Below are 19,636 nucleotides of genomic sequence, written 5' to 3' on the forward strand. Positions count from 1 at the left end.
AAATGGATAAGACAAAACAAGTGAATCAGAAAACAGGCTTGCTCAGCCAGCCGAAAGCGGTATGGGCTGTCGCGTTTGCCTGTGTGATTTCTTTTATGGGAATCGGGCTGGTCGATCCAATTCTTCCGGCCATTGCCGCACAATTACATGCTTCACCTAGTGAAGTATCACTCTTGTTTACAAGTTATTTGCTTGTTACCGGATTTATGATGTTTTTCTCAGGAGCCATTTCCAGCCGCATCGGCGCGAAATGGACATTAATTCTCGGACTTATTTTTATTATTGTGTTTGCGGGGCTTGGCGGCAGCTCAAGTTCAATTGCTCAGCTAGTCGGCTATCGCGGCGGCTGGGGATTAGGTAATGCTTTGTTTATCTCCACAGCGCTTGCGGTTATCGTCGGCGTGTCAGTCGGTGGAAGCGCCCAAGCGATTATTTTGTATGAGGCTGCGCTCGGTCTTGGGATTTCTGTCGGGCCGCTTGCAGGCGGAGAGCTTGGAAGCATTTCATGGCGCGCACCGTTTTTCGGAGTATCTGTCCTGATGTTTATTGCGTTAATCGCGATTTCTTTCATGCTGCCAAGATTACCGAAACCGGTGAAACGCGTCGGTGTGTTTGATGCGATGAAGGCGCTCAAATATAAAGGCCTTTTAACGATGGCCGTATCGGCGTTCTTATACAACTTTGGATTTTTTATTTTGCTTGCTTATTCTCCATTCGTTCTAGATTTGGATGAACATGGTCTTGGATATGTCTTCTTCGGCTGGGGCCTTCTGCTGGCAATTACGTCAGTCTTTACGGCGCCGCTCGTGCATAAAGCGCTGGGCACAGTGCGTTCGCTCGTCGTTCTCTTTATCGCCTTTGCGGCCATTCTCGTTATTATGGGGATCTGGACAGACCATCAGACTTTGATTATTACATGTATCGTTGTCGCTGGTGCTGTCCTCGGTATGGTGAATACGATCATGACAACCGCTGTGATGGGTTCTGCGCCGGTTGAACGCTCAATCGCGTCTTCAGCCTACAGCTCAGTCCGCTTCATCGGCGGCGCACTCGCTCCGTGGATTGCGGGAATGCTGTCAGAACACTTCACCGCAAGCACACCATATACAGTAGGCGGAATCGTCGTTTTTGTCGGCATGCTTGTCCTTCTCATGGGACGTAAACATCTTGCCGGGATTAAGGCGGGGCATTAAAAATAAAAAGGAACCTCCTTAAGAGAGCTGACACTAGATGAATTCACATCGCCATTGCAGCTCATTTTAAAAGACAGAGAGCTTTTGAGAATCGTTCAGGAAAAATGGCAGTAAAAAACCCGCCCTTCAGCAGGCGGGTTTTCTTCGGTTTAAAGCACTTTCGTCGTCCAAGACTCGCAGTTCCATGTTTCTGTCGCGATATCCATATAAAACTCTGGCTCGTGGGAAATAAGCAGAATCGAGCCTTTGTATTCTTTGAGGGCGCGCTTGAGCTCTTCCTTGGCATCGACATCCAAGTGGTTTGTCGGCTCATCGAGCACTAACAGGTTTGTTTCTGAATTGATTAGCTTGCACAATCTGACTTTCGCTTTTTCGCCTCCGCTTAATACGGAGACGCGGCTTTCGATATGCTTTGTCGTCAGTCCGCATTTTGCGAGAGCGGCACGGATTTCATACTGCGTATATGAAGGGAATTCGCTCCATACCTCTTCAATGCACGTATTGTTGTTTGTTTCCTTGACCTCTTGCTCGAAATAGCCGGTATAGATGTGCTCGCCGCGTTCAACCGAACCTTCGAGCGGCTGGATCTCGCCAAGTAAACTTTTCAGCAACGTCGTTTTTCCGATCCCATTCGCGCCGTATAGGGCGATTTTTTGGCCGCGCTCCATGCGGAGGTTGAGCGGACGGGACAGCGGGGAATCGTAACCGATCACGAGATCCTTCGTTTCGAAAATCAGCTTGCCTGACGTTCTCGCCGGCTTGAAGTGGAATTCCGGCTTTGGCTTTTCTGCCGCAAGCTCGATCATATCCATCTTATCGAGTTTCTTTTGGCGGGACATCGCCATGTTTCTCGTGCTGACACGCGCTTTGTTGCGGGCAACGAAATCCTTCAGCTCTGCGACTTCCTGCTGCTGCTTTTTATAGGCCGCTTCAAGCTGCTGTTTCTTCACCTCGTAGACTTCCATAAACTGATGGTAGTCGCCGACATAGCGTGTCAGCTCTTGATTTTCAACGTGATAAATCAGGTTGATGACGCTATTTAAGAACGGAATATCGTGGGAAATCAGGATGAACGCGTTCTCGTATTCCTGCAGGTAGCGTTTCAGCCATTCAATATGCTGTTCATCAAGATAGTTGGTCGGCTCATCGAGAAGCAGAATTTCCGGCTTTTCAAGAAGCAGCTTGGCGAGAAGAACCTTTGTGCGCTGTCCGCCGCTTAGATCAGTGACATCGCGCTCTAAACCGATATCACTCAAGCCGAGGCCGCGGGCGATTTCTTCCACTTTGGAATCAATAACATAAAAATCATTGTTCGTCAGCGCGTCTTGAATCACGCCGACTTCTTCAAGCAGCTTCTCGAGCTCGTCGGGATCAGCTTCACCCATTTTGTTGTAAATCTCGTTCATTTCCTCTTCCATCGCAAATAAATAATGGAACGCGTCTTTCAGGACGTCACGAATGGATTTTCCTTTTTCAAGCACGGTATGCTGGTCAAGATAGCCGACACGGACATTTTTTGACCACTCGACTTTTCCCTCATCAGGTTCAAGCTTTCCGGTAATAATATTCATGAAGGTTGATTTTCCTTCACCGTTTGCGCCGATCAGCCCGACGTGCTCGCCTTTTAACAGGCGGAAGGAGACGTTATTAAAAATGGCCCGGTCACCGAAGCCGTGGCTTAAATCCTTTACAGATAAAATACTCATGTTTACACCTCTATCGTTTATCAAACACGCTCAATCGGCGTGTAATATTCACCCTTTTGATTATAAAGGAGGATTCGGAATGTTGAAAGGTATAGGAAAGAAAAAGAAAAATTGCGTTCCGGGCGAGGTTTTGAGATACTATGGAGTAGATTTCAGGAATTGAGGAGAACAAAAATGACGCAAACTTGGCCATTTTTACATAATGCACAATCATTTATACAAGAGAATTGGAATGCTTCCGGCTTTCAAAAGCCAACTCCTGTACAGGAGCAGGCTGCCCAGCTGATCATGGACGGAAAGGATGTCATCGCGGAATCGCCGACAGGCACAGGGAAGACGCTGGCGTATGCGCTGCCGGTCTTGGAGCGGATCAAGCCGGACCAGAAGCATCCGCAGGCAGTCATTTTAGCGCCTTCGCGTGAGCTGGTCATGCAGATTTTTCAAGTGATTCAGGATTGGAAAGCGGGCTCAGAGCTGCGCGCCGCTTCCTTAATCGGCGGGGCGAATGTGAAGAAGCAGGTTGAAAAGCTGAAAAAACACCCGCATATCATCGTCGGCACGCCGGGCAGGGTATTTGAACTGATTAAAGCAAAAAAACTCAAAATGCATGAAGTGAAAACGATCGTGCTTGATGAAACGGATCAGCTCGTCCTGCCGGAGCATCGCGAAACGATTAAGCAAATCATTAAGACAACATTGAGAGACCGCCAGCTTCTTTGTTTCTCAGCCACCCTCAAAAAGGAAACAGAGGACGTGCTCCGCGAATTGGCGCAAGAGCCTGAGGTGTTGAAGGTGCAGCGAAGCAAGACGGAAGCTGGGAAAGTGAAGCATCAATATCTCATTTGCGACCAGCGTGACAAAGTAAAGCTGCTGCAAAAGCTGTCAAGGCTTGAAGGCATGCAGGCGCTCGTATTTGTGAGAGATATCGGCAACCTGAGCGTATATGCCGAAAAGCTGGCATATCACCACGTTGAACTCGGCGTTTTGCACAGCGAAGCGAAAAAAATGGAGCGGGCTAAAATCATTGCCGCATTCGAAGACGGAGAGTTCCCGCTTTTATTGGCGACTGACATTGCCGCACGCGGCTTAGACATTGAAAACCTACCATACGTGATTCATGCTGATATTCCTGATGAAGATGGCTATGTACACAGATCAGGACGAACAGGCCGGGCCGGAAAAGAAGGCAACGTGCTGAGCCTTGTGACAAAATTGGAGGAATCAAAGCTGAAAAAAACGGCGAAGAAGCTTGGTGTTGAGCTGAGTGAAGCTGTGTATGCAGGCGGAAAACTGAAGACGAAATAAAAAGGAGGGCGAAAAGCCCTTCTTTTTTGTTGTAAAATAATAGAAAAGGTTTCGCGCGGAGGTGGGAAGATGGCTTCAATAGACAGGTTTCAAGCAGTGAAAGAGCCAGAGCTTAAAATCCTTGAACACTGGTTTGAAAATGAGGATACCAGGCGGAGAATGGATGGGATGCTGCCATTAGATGAGTGGTATGCACGAGTAAATAAAGATGAACACGATACCATCATCATGGCGTATGATGGGCAGCTGCCGGCAGGAATGGCCGTTATTGAGTTCGGGGAGGAGCGGACGTATATTGGATTGATCGTCAATCCTTTGTACCGGCTTCAAGGGTACGGGAAACGGATATTACAAAAGCTGCTGACCGAACCTGATTTTACTAAAGTGCGGGAATGGGTGGCATGCATCGAAGAAGACAATCGAAGCAGTTTAGCCTGCTTTCAAGCAGCGGGGTTCATTTTGGAGGATACGAAACCAGATGAAGATGGTTTTCTTACGCTGATTTTTCGCAGCTGACCTCAATAAACACAAAAGGAGGGCAAAAAGCCCTCCCGTTTTCATCTTCAGCTCGGATCGCTGACCTTGATCAGCTGTTTCCCTTTATTTTCTCCCTTAAATAAGCCGAGAAACGCGTCAGGAATATTTTCGAAGCCTTCTATGATGGTTTCCTCGTAATGGAGTTTACCAGCCTTCAGCCATTCGGCCAGCTGTTTTGCTCCCTCAGGAAAACGATCGGAGTAGTCGCTGACGATAAAGCCTTGCATCAGCGACTTGGTTTTAATCAGCTTTGATTGCACACGCGGGCCCATGTCATCTGCTTCGCTTTCTGCATTGTAGGAAGAAATGGCGCCGCACACCGGAATGCGGGCAAATTCATTGAGCAGATTTATGACCGCGTCTGAAATCGGTCCGCCGACATTGTCAAAATACACATCGACACCGTCAGGACATGCGTCTTGAAGCGCTTTTTGGATATCATCCGCTGTTTTGTAATTGATGGCTTCGTCAAACTGAAGCTTCTGTTTTAAATAGTCGATTTTTTCATCAGAGCCCGCGATACCGACAACTCGCGCGCCTTTGATTTTGGCAATTTGCCCGACTGTTGAACCGACGGCTCCCGCAGCTCCGGAGACAACCACGGTTTCGCCTTCCTTCGGGCGCCCGATGTCCAGCAATCCGAAGTATGCCGTTAAGCCGGTCATCCCCAAAATGCCGAGATAGGCAGAAGCGGGAGCAAGGCTTGTATCAATTTTTCGCAAGGCAGACTCGCTTACCGCGGAATATTCCTGCCAGCTGAGGTTTTCGATGATGATATCGCCTTTTTTGAGATGATTCCCGTCTGACACAACTTCAGCGATAACCCCGCCAGAGAGCGCTTCATTTAAAGCGAATGGCTCAACATATGATTTCGTATCCTGCATACGGCCGCGCATATAGGGGTCAACCGATATATATAGCGTTTTGACAAGCACTTCCCCTTGCTTCGGTTCAGGAACCGGAACGGTTTCAAAGCGAAAGTCTTCATGAACAGGAACACCTTGCGGACGTCTTGCTAATTGAATTTGCTGCTGAGATGCTGTCATTTTCATCCTCCTATCACTTGGTTGACACCACTGTAACATGGACAGGAGAGGAAATACAAAAGGTAAGCTGGCAAAATAAAAAGGAGAGGATCTACCTCTCCTTTTCATTTCGCCCGTAATTTCGGGCACAGTCCCGTCGGCAGACACATTGGCTTCTGGTCGATCGGGCTTCTCATGATGCAGCATTCCAAGCCGAAGACTTCACGGAAAAATGGCTGGGTAAATACATCTTCCGGCGTTCCGGCATTATATATTTTTCCATCCAGCACACTGATCAGATAGTCAGCATATTGAGCGGCTTGGTTTAAATCATGGAGCACCATGACAATGGTGCGGCCATGATCGCGGTTCAGCTTTTTCAGCAGCTCAAGCACTTCAATTTGATGTGAAATGTCTAAGTACGTGGTCGGCTCATCAAGCAAAAGCAAATCGGTTCCTTGGGCAAGTGCCATGGAAATCCAAGCTCTTTGTCTTTGGCCGCCTGAGAGGGCGTCCAGCGTCCGCTCCTTCAGCTCGATCATTCCCGTTGCTTCCAGCGCCCACTCTACCATGTCGTGATCCTCTTGGGTATGCTTGGATAACAGCTTTTTGTGAGGATGTCTGCCAAAATAGCATAATTCCTCTACCGTCAATCCTTCAGGAGCCTGAGGAGATTGTGGAAGAATGGCCAGTTTTTTTGCGACTTCTTTTGACGGCTGGCGGTGGATGTCTTTTCCTTCTAATAGCACTGTACCGCTTTTCGGGGCCATCAGCCTGGCGAGCGATTTGAGGATTGTTGATTTACCGCAGCCATTGGCGCCGATGAGCGCAGTGATTTTTCCTTCTTCTATCTTTAAGTCGACTCCGTCAATAATCACTGTGCTGTCATATGAAAGAGTGAGCTGGTCTGCAGCCAGTTTTCCCATGGTATCCTCTCCCTACTGTTTCCTCGCTTCGAATTTCAATAAATATAAGAAATAAGGCGCGCCAATCACGGCTGTCAGTATTCCGGCAGGTATTTCAACCGGAGGCATGAGGCCGCGCCCTAGAGTATCTGCAATTAATAATATAATAGCACCAATCAATGCCGATGCAGGCAGTAAATATTTAGCTTTTTCTCCGGCAAGCCGTCTGGCAATATGCGGAGCAAGCAAGCCGATAAAACCGATTGAGCCGACGACGGCTACACAGCTTCCCGCCAGCGCAACCGCGGTGAAAATCAGGATGAATCTCAGCCGGTTTGCGTTTTCTCCGAGACCCTGCGCAAGCTCATCACCGAGTGACATAAGATCCAGCTTCGGTATGAGAATGCAGACGATCGGAAAAAGAATCAAAAGCCATGGCGCAAGCAGCTTGACTTCTTCCCAGTTTCTTCCCCAGAGGCTGCCTGTCAGCCAAATGAGTGCAGCATTCACGTCGCCCGGAAACTTGACCATCATATATTGCATTCCGGCGTGGCAGACCGCGCCTAAGGCAATGCCTGATAAAGCCAGTGAAGAGGGCTGAATGCTCTTTTTTCGGGCTATCATTAACAATAGTACAGCAATAATGGCTGCTCCGGCAAATGCGGAGAACGGAAGCACGTATACCGGCGACTCAGGAAAGATGAGAATCACAGCCATCGCCGCAAGTCCTGACCCTTTTGAAATGCCGACAACGTCCGGGGAAGCAAGCGGATTTCGGATCACGCCCTGTAAAATTGCTCCGGCAGCGGCAAGACCTGCACCGGCCAAAATCGCTAAGATAATGCGGGGAAGCCGATATTGCTGGATGATAAATTCAAAGGAATGATCCAGACCCAGCAAATTCGTCACCACCGCCTCAGGTGAAATGTATAATGCACCGATTCCGATGCTGATGACGGACAGAACGATCAAAATCACGGCCAATATGAGTATCGCCAGCAAGGGGCGTTTTTGTTTTCTGGTTGTTTTCTTCATTTCAAGTGTCGCCCTTTCCTTGCCAAATATAAGAAAAACGGCGTTCCGATAATCGCGGTGACAATGCCGACCGGTGATTCATAAGGAAATGCAATCCATCTGGCCAGAACATCTGCGTACACCAGCAAAATGGCACCGAACAGTGCCGAAAACGGAAGCACGTATTGATAATGTTCTCCGATCAGCTTGCGGACAATATGCGGGACGAGCAGCCCGACAAAGCCAATCGGCCCGGCGACGGCTACGGAAGCGCCGGAAAGGATTAAAATAATCAAACTGATCAGAATCCGGATGCCGTTCATATTTTGTCCAAGCCCTTTTGCTGTTTCGTCTCCGAGACCGAGAACAGAAATAGAACCGGAAAATACGAGAGCAAGCCCGATGCCAATGACAGAAAACGGAGCGATGGTCAAGACGTCCTGCCAGTTGCTGCCGTCGATTGCGCCTGTCATCCAGTACAGAACATCCTCACCTGACTCATTTAAAATAATGATGGCCTGTGTCATGGAGGAGAGGAACAAGTGCACGGCCATTCCTGACAGCGCCAGTTTGACAGGTGTCATGCCGCCGGATGAGGCAATCATATACACAATCGCGCCGCCTGCCGCCGCACCCGCAAAAGCGAAAAGAACAGAAGAATAGGGCGATGCCGGCAGAATGACGAGAGAAGCAACGACAAAAAGCGATGCACCCGCATTCACACCGAAAATTTGGGGTGAAGCCAGAGGGTTTCTCGTCATAGCCTGCATTAGCGCCCCTGCTACAGCTAGGCTGGCGCCGACAAAAACGCCGATTAATGTGCGGGGAAGGCGAAGAGTAGAGATGATGAGCTGTTCCTTTGAACCGTCCCATACAAAAAGATATTTCAATGAATCTATGATGCCGATGTCTGAGGCTCCTACTGAAAGATTCAGCCCAAGCCCAAATATAAAAATGATCAGTGCAATGATGAACATCATCAGTCTTGATGATGAGCGCCGTTTGGCTGAATGATACAACAGTCTCACTTCCTTACTGCGTCTGGTTGCAAAAACGAAGAAGCAAGGATTTCCCCTCGCTTCTCATTTGTCCTATTTATTATACACTTTTTTAAGCACATCTTTGGCGCTTGTTTCACTAGACTTGATGCCTCTGAATCTTGTCCAGATGTCACGGTCCGCATCATAGACTTGTCCATTTTTCACCGCTTTGAGATTTTTCCAGAGCGGGTTCGTTTTCCATTCATCTACAATGGTCTTGCCTTCGTTGGCTGAGATGAACAAAATATCAGGATCGATTTTGCTCAATTGCTCGAGGCTGACCTCTTGATAGGCGTTATCTGACTTCACAGCGTGTGTAAAGCCGAGCATTTTAAAGATTTCTCCGTCATAGGATGATGATGTATGAAGCTGGAAGGAATCCGCTCTTGCAACGCCGAGAACGATGTTGCGGTTTTCATCTTTCGGAAGTTCGGCTTTCAGGCCGTTGATGACTTTTTTGTGATCGGAAAGCTTTTCTTTTCCTTCATCTTCTTTATTTAATGCTTTTGCAATGGTCGTAAAGCTGTCGATCGTTTCGTCATATGTCGCTTCACGGCTTTTTAATTCAATCGTCGGGGCGATTTTTTTCAGCTGTTTATAAATGTTTTTATGGCGCTCAGCGTCAGCGATGATTAAATCAGGCTTCAAGGAACTGATGACCTCAAGATTCGGTTCGCTGCGTGTGCCTACAGATGTGTAATCAATGGAGCTGCCGACAAGCTTTTTAATCATATCTTTTTTGTTGTCATCGGCGATGCCCACCGGCGTAATGCCGAGATTGTGAACGGCATCCAAGAATGAAAGCTCAAGCACAACCACCCGCTTAGGTGTGCCGCTTATTGTCGTTTTTCCTTCTTCGTCATGGATCACTCTGGAATCCTTAGACTTGCTTCCGCTGCTTCCGTTGTTATTCTGGCTTGATGAACAGCCGGATACAATGAGGCAGGCGAGCAATAAAACACTCATGATGGCAATCAACTTGTTAGAATAGGTGCGCATGTCATTCTTCCTTTTTTTAGTTTTAGTAATGAGAATCATTATCACATGTAACACTATAATAGCATGGCTTATCATGTCAATATTTTTTTAGTAAAGAAAGCCGCTTTTTCACTGCTTTCTCATAAAAGCATCATCAGATACAAATAAGTGGTATGCAGCGTTACCGTGTCTTCGAGACAAAAACGCATGGGCATTGGCTTTAGAGGTTTCGAACATCTCAGCAGTGACATAAGGGAGGAGAGTGTTGAGATAACCGGACAATTTCATTTCTATTTCGTCCGCAAGCGCAAACTCAATATCGCCGATATTCATAATAATCGAGAAAACAAAGTCGATATCGATATCAAAATGCTCCTCGGTAAAAACTGCAAGCTCGTGAATTCCTGGCGAACATCCGGCACGCTTATGGAAAATCTGTTTGACTAAATCACTTACAATCCAAGCATTGTATTGCTGTTCTGGTGAAAAATATTGCATTAGACATACCTCCTGCTCGTACGGATAAAGGCAGCAATTCATGGTCGTGTGCTCCGTGCAGCGGCTTCTCTTAGATTTTGACTTTTCTGAAAATGGGTCCCGGTCCTATCACTTTACCATGGACGGAAAATAAATAGCTACTACCATTCTTCCTGTTTTTCTCTTCAATGTTCTGGAATCTGTTTCAGGTACAGACGAACGGGTATGAAAGAAATATAGAAAACAAGAAGGAGGAATATCGAAATGAAACCAGTTGTAAAAGAGTATACAAATGACGAACAGCTCATGAAGGATGTAGAGGAATTACAGCAAATGGGTGTGGCGAAAGAGGATGTATACGTCTTAGCTCACGACGATGACAGAACGGAACGCCTGGCAGACAACACGAATGCCAACACGATCGGAGCCAAAGAAACAGGTTTGAAGCACGCGGTAGGAAATATCTTCAATAAAAAAGGAGACGAGCTCCGCAATAAAATTCACGAAATCGGTTTTTCTGAAGATGAAGCCGCTCAATTTGAAAAACGCTTAGATGAAGGAAAAGTGCTTCTCTTTGTGACAGATAACGAAAAAGTGAAAGCTTGGGCATAAAGCAGGGGAAAAAAACCAAAGGGCCAATGGCGGCCTTTTGGTTTTTTTGCGGTCTTTGCGGCGGATCTTCTGCAGAATGCCGCAATAAGATAGCGGAACATTTTCGGTTCTGGATGTCCCTCAATTTGCTATTATATTTTTGTGAGAAATTGGAATAAAATCTCACAAAACAGAAAATGGGGGTACATAGTGAATGAAAAAAGTGATGTTAGCTACGGCTCTGTTTTTAGGGTTGACTCCAGCTGGCGCGAACGCAGCTGATTTAGGCCACCAGACGTTAGGATCAAATGATGGCTGGGGCGCCTACTCAACCGGTACGACAGGCGGATCAAAAGCGTCATCTTCGAATGTGTATACCGTCAGCAACAGAAACCAGCTTGTCTCGGCATTAGGGAAGGATACCAACACAACACCAAAAATCATTTATATCAAGGGAACGATTGACATGAACGTAGATGACAATCTGAAGCCGCTTGGCCTAAATGACTATAAAGATCCGGAGTACGATTTGGACAAATATTTGAAAGCCTATGATCCTAGCACGTGGGGCAAAAAAGAGCCGTCGGGCACACAAGAAGAAGCGAGAGCACGCTCTCAAAAAAACCAAAAAGCACGGGTCATGGTGGATATTCCTGCAAACACGACAATCGTCGGTTCAGGGACTAACGCCAAAGTCGTGGGCGGAAATTTCCAAATCAAGAGTGATAACGTCATTATCCGCAACATTGAATTCCAGGATGCCTATGATTATTTTCCGCAATGGGATCCGACTGACGGAAGCTCAGGGAACTGGAACTCACAATACGACAACATCACGATAAACGGCGGCACGCACATTTGGATCGATCACTGTACGTTTAACGACGGCTCGCGTCCGGACAGCACATCACCGAAATATTATGGAAGAAAATATCAGCACCATGACGGCCAAACGGATGCTTCCAACGGTGCTAACTATATTACGATGTCTTACAACTATTATCACGATCATGATAAAAGCTCCATCTTCGGATCGAGTGACAGCAAAACCTCTGATGACGGCAAATTAAAAATTACGCTGCATCATAACCTCTATAAAAATATTGTCCAGCGCGCGCCGAGAGTCCGCTTCGGGCAAGTGCACGTGTACAACAACTATTATGAAGGAAGCACAAGCTCTTCAAGTTATCCTTTCAGTTACGCGTGGGGAATCGGAAAGTCTTCTAAAATCTATGCCCAAAACAATGTCATTGACGTACCGGGACTGTCAGCTGCTAAAACGATCAGCGTGTTCAGCGGGGGAACGGCTTTATATGACTCAGGCACATTGCTGAACGGCGCACAGATCAACGCATCGGCTGCAAACGGGCTGAGCTCTTCTGTCGGCTGGACGCCGTCTCTGCATGGATCGATTGATGCTTCTGCTAATGTGAAATCGAATGTTATAAATCAAGCGGGTGCGGGTAAATTAAATTAAGAAAGTGAAAAACACAAAGGATGCTAACCTTTGTGTTTTTTAATTAATTAAAATGTTTATTAACTTAGTTAAGGAGTAGAATGGAAAAGGGGATCGGAAAACAAGTATATAGGAGGAGACCTATTTATGGCTTCAGAAAAAGACGCAGGAAAACAGTCAGCAGTAAAGCTTGTTCCATTGCTTATTACTGTCGCTGTGGGACTAATCATCTGGTTTATTCCCGCTCCGTCCGGACTTGAACCTAAAGCTTGGCATTTGTTTGCGATTTTTGTCGCGACAATTATCGGCTTTATCTCCAAGCCCTTGCCAATGGGTGCAATTGCAATTTTTGCATTGGCGGTTACTGCACTAACTGGAACACTATCCATTGAGGATACATTAAGCGGATTCGGGAATAAGACCATTTGGCTTATCGTGATCGCATTCTTTATTTCCCGGGGATTTATCAAAACCGGGCTCGGTGCGAGAATTTCGTATGTATTCGTTCAGAAATTCGGGAAAAAAACCCTTGGACTTTCTTATTCACTGCTGTTCAGTGATTTAATACTTTCACCTGCCATCCCAAGTAATACGGCGCGTGCAGGAGGCATTATATTTCCTATTATCAGATCATTATCCGAAACATTCGGATCAAGCCCGGCAAATGGAACAGAGAGAAAAATCGGTGCATTCTTATTAAAAACCGGCTTTCAGGGGAACCTGATCACATCTGCTATGTTCCTGACAGCGATGGCGGCGAACCCGCTGATTGCCAAACTGGCCCATGATGTCGCAGGGGTGGACTTAACATGGACAAGCTGGGCAATTGCCGCGATTGTACCGGGACTTGTAAGCTTAATCATCACGCCGCTTGTGATTTACAAACTGTACCCGCCGGAAATTAAAGAAACACCGGATGCAGCGAAAATCGCAACAGAAAAACTGAAAGAAATGGGACCGTTCAAAAAATCAGAACTTTCCATGGTTATTGTATTTCTTTTAGTGCTTGTGCTGTGGATTTTTGGCGGCAGCTTCAACATCGACGCAACCACAACCGCATTGATCGGTTTGGCCGTTCTCTTATTATCACAGGTTCTGACTTGGGATGATATCAAAAAGGAACAGGGCGCTTGGGATACGCTCACTTGGTTTGCGGCGCTTGTCATGCTGGCCAACTTCCTGAATGAATTAGGCATGGTGTCTTGGTTCAGTAACGCCATGAAATCCTCAGTATCAGGATTCTCTTGGATTGTAGCATTCTTAATCCTAATTGTTGTGTATTTCTATTCACACTATTTCTTTGCGAGTGCGACAGCACACATTAGTGCGATGTATTCTGCATTTTTGGCTGTGGTCGTGGCAGCGGGCGCACCGCCGCTTTTAGCAGCGCTGAGTCTCGCGTTCTTCAGCAACCTGTTTGGATCAACGACCCACTACGGTTCTGGAGCGGCCCCGGTCTTCTTCGGAGCAGGCTATATCCCGCAAGGCAAATGGTGGTCCATCGGATTTATCCTGTCGATTGTTCATATCATCGTATGGCTTGTGATCGGCGGATTATGGTGGAAAGTACTAGGAATATGGTAGAAAGAAAAAGGCAGACGCGGTCTGCCTTTTTTGTGTTGCCCCACATTACATCATAGTGGGAGGAGTCTACTATAGCAATCGGCATATGAAAAGCCGATATCAGGAAAAGCAACGAACTGAGAAAATAGACTGAAAACTATGATTAACCTGGGCAATCCATAATCCAGTGAGAAATAACTGGTGCTTTTGGGGGCTAGCGGCATGTGGAGCTCACCGGGTTTTTTGACACAACAGAATATATAAAATATAAGCAAAAAAGGTGATGCAAGGACAATCACCTTTTTTTATTTTGCTGAGCGAAGTGAAAGACGAATGGCGTATTTCCTGCATATACTACCTGGAACTATTTAAAGATAGCGGGGAATGAAGTTGAGTGAATGATGTGATTGTAAATGGAGGATTTGAAACGGGCAATTTGACGGGATGGGTCTCTGCAAATGTGTCTGTTATCAATAATTTTGCCCACTCTGGAAGATATTCAGCGCAGTTTATCAGCAGCCAGCCGTATGCTTTTTTAGGCCAAATTATCCCTGTTATTTCTGGACAATCTCTTACATTCATCGTTTCACTTGGAAGAATGGGGAATAACCCAAGTCCCCAAGTAACGATACAAATTTTATTTGTTAACAGAGAAGGAGAAGAGATTGAAGGCGGACAGGAGATTATTATTACAGCCGGGAATTTGCCAAATCTCACTTTAAATACATGGAATGAAATCTATAGAACAATACAAACACCTGTAGATGCAGTAAGTGCTGTAGTTGTTATTAGTAAGGCTTCGTTTGGATCTGTATTGATTGATGATATTTCTTTAATAGATTCTGTTGGTGGGATTGGACCAACAGGCCCGATGGGTCCAACTGGAGAAACGGGAGTGACAGGAGCGACAGGAGCAACAGGGGCCACCGGAGCGACAGGTCCAACGGGACCAACCGGAGCAACAGGAGCAACCGGATCAACAGGAACAACTGGTGCAACCGGAGCGACAGGATCAACTGGAGCGACAGGATCAACGGGGCCAACCGGAGCAACGGGAGAAACCGGAGCGACAGGATCAACGGGGCCAACCGGAGCAACGGGAGAAACCGGACCAACAGGTCCAACTGGAGCAATTGGAGTGACCGGTCCAACAGGAGAGACAGGATCAACCGGAGCGACGGGAGCAACAGGAGAAACCGGAGCGACAGGACCAACTGGAGCAACAGGAGAAACCGGACCAACAGGTCCAACTGGAGCAATTGGAGTGACCGGTCCAACAGGATCAACAGGAGCGACGGGACCAACAGGAGCAACAGGAGCAACTGGAGTAACAGGAGCAACTGGAGCGACGGGAGCAACAGGATCAACAGGATCAACAGGGGCAACTGGAGCGACTGGAGTGACAGGTCCAACTGGAGAAACCGGAGCAACAGGTCCAACCGGAGCTACTGGAGAAACCGGAGCAACAGGTCCAACCGGAGCTACTGGAGTAACAGGACCAACGGGTGCGACCGGAGCAACAGGAGAAACCGGAGCGACAGGATCAACGGGAGCTACCGGAGTGACCGGACCAACAGGAGCAACAGGAGAAACTGGTTCAACAGGTCCAACAGGATCAACCGGATCAACTGGTCCAACCGGAGCAACGGGAGAAACAGGGGCCACCGGAGCGACAGGACCAACAGGACCAACGGGTCCAACAGGAGCGACAGGACCAACGGGACCAACCGGAGCAACCGGAGCAACAGGAGTGACCGGATCAACAGGAGTGACCGGATCAACAGGAGCAACGGGATCAACCGGAGCGACAGGTCCAACAGGTCCAACAGGAGAAACCGGACCAACAGGATCAACGGGACCAACCGGAGCAACTGGAGCGACAGGATCAACAGGAGTGACAGGTCCAACTGGAGAAACCGGAGCAACAGGATCAACCGGAGAAACCGGACCAACAGGTCCAACAGGATCAACAGGATTAACGGGAGCGACGGGACCAACAGGATCAACCGGAGCAACTGGAGCGACGGGACCAACAGGACCAACGGGTGCAACCGGAGCAACAGGAGTGACCGGAGCGACGGGAGAAACCGGATCAACGGGAGCAACAGGAGCGACAGGACCAACAGGAGCAACCGGATCAACCGGACCAACAGGAGTGACCGGAGCGACGGGAGAAACCGGATCAACGGGAGCTACTGGATCAACAGGATCAACTGGAGTAACAGGAGCAACGGGATCAACTGGAGCAACTGGAGTAACAGGAGCGACGGGAGAAACCGGATCAACTGGAGCTACTGGAGTAACAGGAGTGACCGGAGCAACAGGAGTGACCGGATCAACAGGAACGACGGGAGTGACCGGAGCAACAGGAGTGACAGGACCAACCGGAGCCACTGGAGTAACAGGAGTGACAGGTCCAACAGGAGAAACGGGAGCAACAGGAGTGACAGGTCCAACAGGAGAAACCGGAGCAACAGGAGTGACAGGACCAACAGGAGCAACCGGAGCAACGGGAGAGACAGGACCAACAGGTCCAACCGGAGAAACAGGGGCCACCGGATCAACAGGATCAACTGGAGCCACTGGAGTGACAGGTCCAACAGGATCAACAGGATCAACAGGAGCGACGGGAGTGACCGGAGCAACAGGAGTGACAGGACCAACCGGAGCCACTGGAGTAACCGGAGTGACAGGACCAACCGGTCCAACAGGAGCGACCGGATCAACCGGACCAACAGGAGTGACCGGATCAACGGGAGCTACTGGATCAACAGGATCAACTGGAGTAACAGGAGCAACCGGAGAAACCGGACCAACAGGTCCAACCGGAGCGACAGGAGCAACGGGATCAACAGGAGAAACCGGAGTGACGGGAGCAACAGGAGCAACCGGAGAAACCGGACCAACAGGTCCAACCGGAGCGACAGGATCAACAGGAGCGACGGGATCAACAGGATCAACAGGATCAACTGGAGTAACAGGAGCAACGGGAGTGACCGGATCAACAGGAGCTACTGGAGTAACAGGACCAACGGGAGTGACCGGATCAACGGGAGCAACCGGGGCAACAGGAGAAACCGGATCAACTGGAGCCACTGGAGTGACAGGTCCAACTGGAGAAACAGGATCAACAGGAGCGACGGGATCAACAGGATCAACTGGAGAAACCGGATCAACAGGAGCAACGGGATCAACTGGATCAACTGGAGTAACAGGAGCGACGGGAGAAACCGGATCAACTGGAGCTACTGGAGTAACAGGAGTGACCGGATCAACAGGAGTGACCGGATCAACAGGAGCGACGGGAGTGACCGGAGCAACAGGAGTGACAGGACCAACCGGAGCCACTGGAGTAACAGGAGTGACAGGTCCAACAGGAGAAACCGGAGCAACAGGAGTGACAGGTCCAACAGGAGAAACCGGAGCAACAGGAGTGACAGGACCAACCGGAGCAACCGGAGCAACGGGAGAGACAGGACCAACAGGTCCAACCGGAGAAACAGGGGCCACCGGATCAACAGGATCAACTGGAGCCACTGGAGTGACAGGTCCAACAGGTCCAACAGGATCAACAGGATCAACAGGAGCGACGGGACCAACAGGATCAACCGGAGTAACCGGACCAACAGGTCCAACAGGAGCGACAGGATCGACGGGTTCAACAGGTGCGACGGGATCAACCGGAGCGACAGGATCAACAGGAGAAACGGGAGCAATCGGAGCGACCGGATCAACAGGATCAACCGGAGTAACCGGACCAACAGGAGCGACGGGATCAACGGGTTCAACAGGAGCGACGGGATCAACCGGACCAACAGGAGCAACGGGAGCAACCGGAGCAACTGGAGCGACAGGATCAACCGGACCAACCGGAGAAACCGGACCAACCGGATCAACGGGAGCAACAGGATCAACGGGAGCGACAGGACCAACAGGAGAAACCGGAGCAACGGGAGCGACCGGAGCAACAGGAGCAACCGGAGCAACGGGAGAAACCGGAGTGACGGGATCAACAGGACCAACAGGAGCAACGGGATCAACAGGATCCACTGGAGTGACAGGTCCAACAGGAGAAACAGGAGTAACTGGAGCAACGGGATCAACAGGAGAATCGGGAGCGACAGGACCAACAGGAGCAACGGGATCAACAGGATCCACTGGAGTGACAGGTCCAACAGGAGAAACAGGAGTAACTGGAGAATCGGGAGCGACAGGACCAACAGGAGCAACGGGATCAACAGGATCCACTGGAGTGACAGGTCCAACAGGTGAAACAGGAGTAACTGGAGCAACGGGATCAACAGGAGAATCGGGAGCGACAGGACCAACAGGAGAAACCGGACCAACAGGTCCAACAGGAGCGACCGGATCAACGGGATCAACGGGATCAACAGGATCAACAGGAGCAACAGGACCAACAGGTCCAACCGGAGAAACGGGAGCAACAGGATCAACAGGAGAAACCGGATCAACCGGAGCAACGGGAGAAACCGGAGTGACGGGATCAACAGGACCAACCGGAGCTACTGGATCAACAGGATCAACCGGAGCGACAGGATCAACTGGAGCGACAGGACCAACAGGATCAACCGGAGAAACCGGACCAACAGGATCAACAGGAGAAACCGGAGCGACAGGATCAACAGGAGAAACAGGACCAACCGGAGTAACGGGATCAACAGGGTCAACCGGAGAAACCGGATCAACCGGAGCGACAGGATCAACAGGGGCCACCGGAGCGACAGGACCAACAGGAGAAACCGGAGCGACCGGATCAACAGGGTCAACAGGAGCAACGGGATCAACAGGAGCGACGGGATCAACAGGGGCCACCGGAGCGACAGGACCAACAGGAGAAACCGGAGCGACCGGATCAACAGGGTCAACAGGAGCAACGGGATCAACAGGAGCCACTGGAGTAACAGGACCAACAGGAGAGACAGGAGCAACCGGAGTAACCGGATCAACTGGAGCAACCGGACCAACAGGACCAACCGGAGCAACCGGATCAACCGGATCAACAGGAGTAACAGGACCAACTGGAGTGACCGGATCAACAGGGTCAACAGGAGCCACTGGAGTGACAGGACCAACCGGAGCGACTGGATCAACGGGAGCGACGGGATCAACCGGAGCAACCGGATCAACGGGAGCGACGGGATCAACCGGATCAACCGGATCAACGGGATCAACGGGACCAACCGGAGCGACTGGAGTGACCGGTCCAACAGGATCAACGGGACCAACCGGACCAACCGGATCAACAGGACCAACAGGATCAACGGGAGCGACGGGACCAACAGGATCAACCGGATCAACCGGATCAACCGGACCAACAGGAGCAACGGGATCAACCGGTCCAACCGGTCCAACGGGATCAACGGGACCAACCGGATCAACAGGACCAACAGGCCCAACCGGAGATACCGGCCCAACCTCACAAATTTTCTTTGACCAAACGGCAACACAGCTGCAAATATATCCTCCATTGAATTCAGAAGTAACAATACTCACATTTACTGTTCCTATAACAAGTGGTCAAAGAGTAAAGATTGACTTATCTGCAGATGTTATTGCTAACACCACAGCGAATTATACGATTAGTGGTTCTACCAGACTAAGGAGAAATGGAACATTGCTAACAGAAGTTCCTTTCTTTAGATCGGGAACAGGCGCAGGGGCACAAAGTTTTGTAATTTCCACGACTTACGTTGATACTGCAACTAGTACGGGTAACAACGTATATACTATTAGTGTCATTATTACAGCACAGACAAATGTAACAACAGTTTACGCAGATACTCGAGCAGCAAATGGTGTGAGGTATGTATAATCACAAAACGCAT

14 protein-coding genes are annotated in these 19,636 nt (G+C 49.1%); 7 read left to right on the plus strand and 7 right to left on the minus strand.

All coding sequences use genetic code 11. From position 1 onward, the window contains the following. Positions 1-2 precede the first annotated feature (2 nt). Entirely contained in the window at positions 3-1,193 is a 1,191-nt protein-coding gene (locus tag CDO84_RS03140) for an MFS transporter (protein ID WP_040083864.1), read from the plus strand. A gap of 149 nt (positions 1,194-1,342) precedes the next feature. On the opposite strand, the gene CDO84_RS03145 is transcribed toward CDO84_RS03140, so the two are convergent. Continuing rightward, complete coding sequence (locus tag CDO84_RS03145; RefSeq protein ID WP_014663168.1) at positions 1,343-2,899, minus strand: ABC-F family ATP-binding cassette domain-containing protein; 1,557 nt, start codon at positions 2,897-2,899, stop codon at positions 1,343-1,345. A 174-nt stretch (positions 2,900-3,073) separates the two neighbouring features. On the opposite strand from CDO84_RS03145, the gene CDO84_RS03150 reads away from it, so the two are divergent. After that, entirely contained in the window at positions 3,074-4,204 is a 1,131-nt protein-coding gene (locus tag CDO84_RS03150; RefSeq protein WP_040083862.1) for a DEAD/DEAH box helicase, read from the plus strand. Between the two features lie 69 nt (positions 4,205-4,273). After that, complete coding sequence (locus CDO84_RS03155) at positions 4,274-4,720, plus strand: GNAT family N-acetyltransferase (RefSeq protein ID WP_040083861.1); 447 nt, start codon at positions 4,274-4,276, stop codon at positions 4,718-4,720. 47 nt (positions 4,721-4,767) lie between these two features. Here the strand turns inward: CDO84_RS03155 and CDO84_RS03160 are convergent, their stop codons facing one another. From CDO84_RS03160 to CDO84_RS03185, 6 genes are all read right to left on the minus strand, one after another. Then, positions 4,768-5,787, minus strand: a complete 1,020-nt coding sequence (locus tag CDO84_RS03160; protein WP_040083859.1) for an NADP-dependent oxidoreductase — start codon at positions 5,785-5,787, stop codon at positions 4,768-4,770. A gap of 104 nt (positions 5,788-5,891) precedes the next feature. Next, positions 5,892-6,692 carry a Fe(3+)-citrate ABC transporter ATP-binding protein YfmF gene (yfmF, locus tag CDO84_RS03165; RefSeq protein WP_040083858.1) on the minus strand — a complete coding sequence of 267 codons (801 nt, stop codon included), beginning with the start codon at positions 6,690-6,692 and terminating at the stop codon, positions 5,892-5,894. 12 nt (positions 6,693-6,704) lie between these two features. Beyond that, positions 6,705-7,706, minus strand: coding sequence for a Fe(3+)-citrate ABC transporter permease YfmE (gene yfmE, locus CDO84_RS03170; RefSeq protein ID WP_040083856.1), 1,002 nt, complete (start codon positions 7,704-7,706; stop codon positions 6,705-6,707). Beyond that, positions 7,703-8,704, minus strand: coding sequence for a Fe(3+) dicitrate ABC transporter permease FecD (gene fecD / locus CDO84_RS03175; RefSeq protein WP_040083854.1), 1,002 nt, complete (start codon positions 8,702-8,704; stop codon positions 7,703-7,705). The genes yfmE and fecD overlap by 4 nt, the downstream gene beginning before the upstream one ends. Before the next feature lie 72 nt (positions 8,705-8,776). Further along, a complete protein-coding gene (gene yfmC, locus CDO84_RS03180) occupies positions 8,777-9,724 on the minus strand; it encodes a Fe(3+)-citrate ABC transporter substrate-binding protein YfmC (protein ID WP_040083852.1) in 948 nt (315 codons plus the stop codon). A gap of 108 nt (positions 9,725-9,832) precedes the next feature. Beyond that, complete coding sequence (locus tag CDO84_RS03185; protein WP_040083850.1) at positions 9,833-10,201, minus strand: DUF3212 family protein; 369 nt, start codon at positions 10,199-10,201, stop codon at positions 9,833-9,835. Between the two features lie 243 nt (positions 10,202-10,444). Here CDO84_RS03185 and CDO84_RS03195 point away from each other — a divergent pair, with 243 nt between their 5' ends. From CDO84_RS03195 to CDO84_RS03210, 4 genes are all read left to right on the plus strand, one after another. Continuing rightward, positions 10,445-10,792 (plus strand): YflT domain-containing protein, encoded by a 348-nt coding sequence (locus tag CDO84_RS03195; RefSeq protein WP_014663177.1) that lies wholly within the window; start codon positions 10,445-10,447, stop codon positions 10,790-10,792. A 193-nt stretch (positions 10,793-10,985) separates the two neighbouring features. Next, the gene (locus CDO84_RS03200) at positions 10,986-12,248 is read left to right on the plus strand and encodes a pectate lyase (RefSeq protein ID WP_040083849.1); all 1,263 of its coding nucleotides are present in this window, start codon (positions 10,986-10,988) and stop codon (positions 12,246-12,248) included. Positions 12,249-12,374: 126 nt separating this feature from the next. Next, positions 12,375-13,811 (plus strand): anion permease, encoded by a 1,437-nt coding sequence (locus CDO84_RS03205; RefSeq protein WP_040083848.1) that lies wholly within the window; start codon positions 12,375-12,377, stop codon positions 13,809-13,811. 373 nt (positions 13,812-14,184) lie between these two features. Then, positions 14,185-19,623 carry an NTTRR-F1 domain gene (locus tag CDO84_RS03210; protein WP_088299181.1) on the plus strand — a complete coding sequence of 1,813 codons (5,439 nt, stop codon included), beginning with the start codon at positions 14,185-14,187 and terminating at the stop codon, positions 19,621-19,623. Positions 19,624-19,636: the final 13 nt, after the last annotated feature.

It is taken from the genome of Bacillus sp. MD-5 (assembly GCF_002201875.1).
Classification (GTDB): Bacteria; Bacillota; Bacilli; order Bacillales; family Bacillaceae; genus Bacillus; species Bacillus stercoris.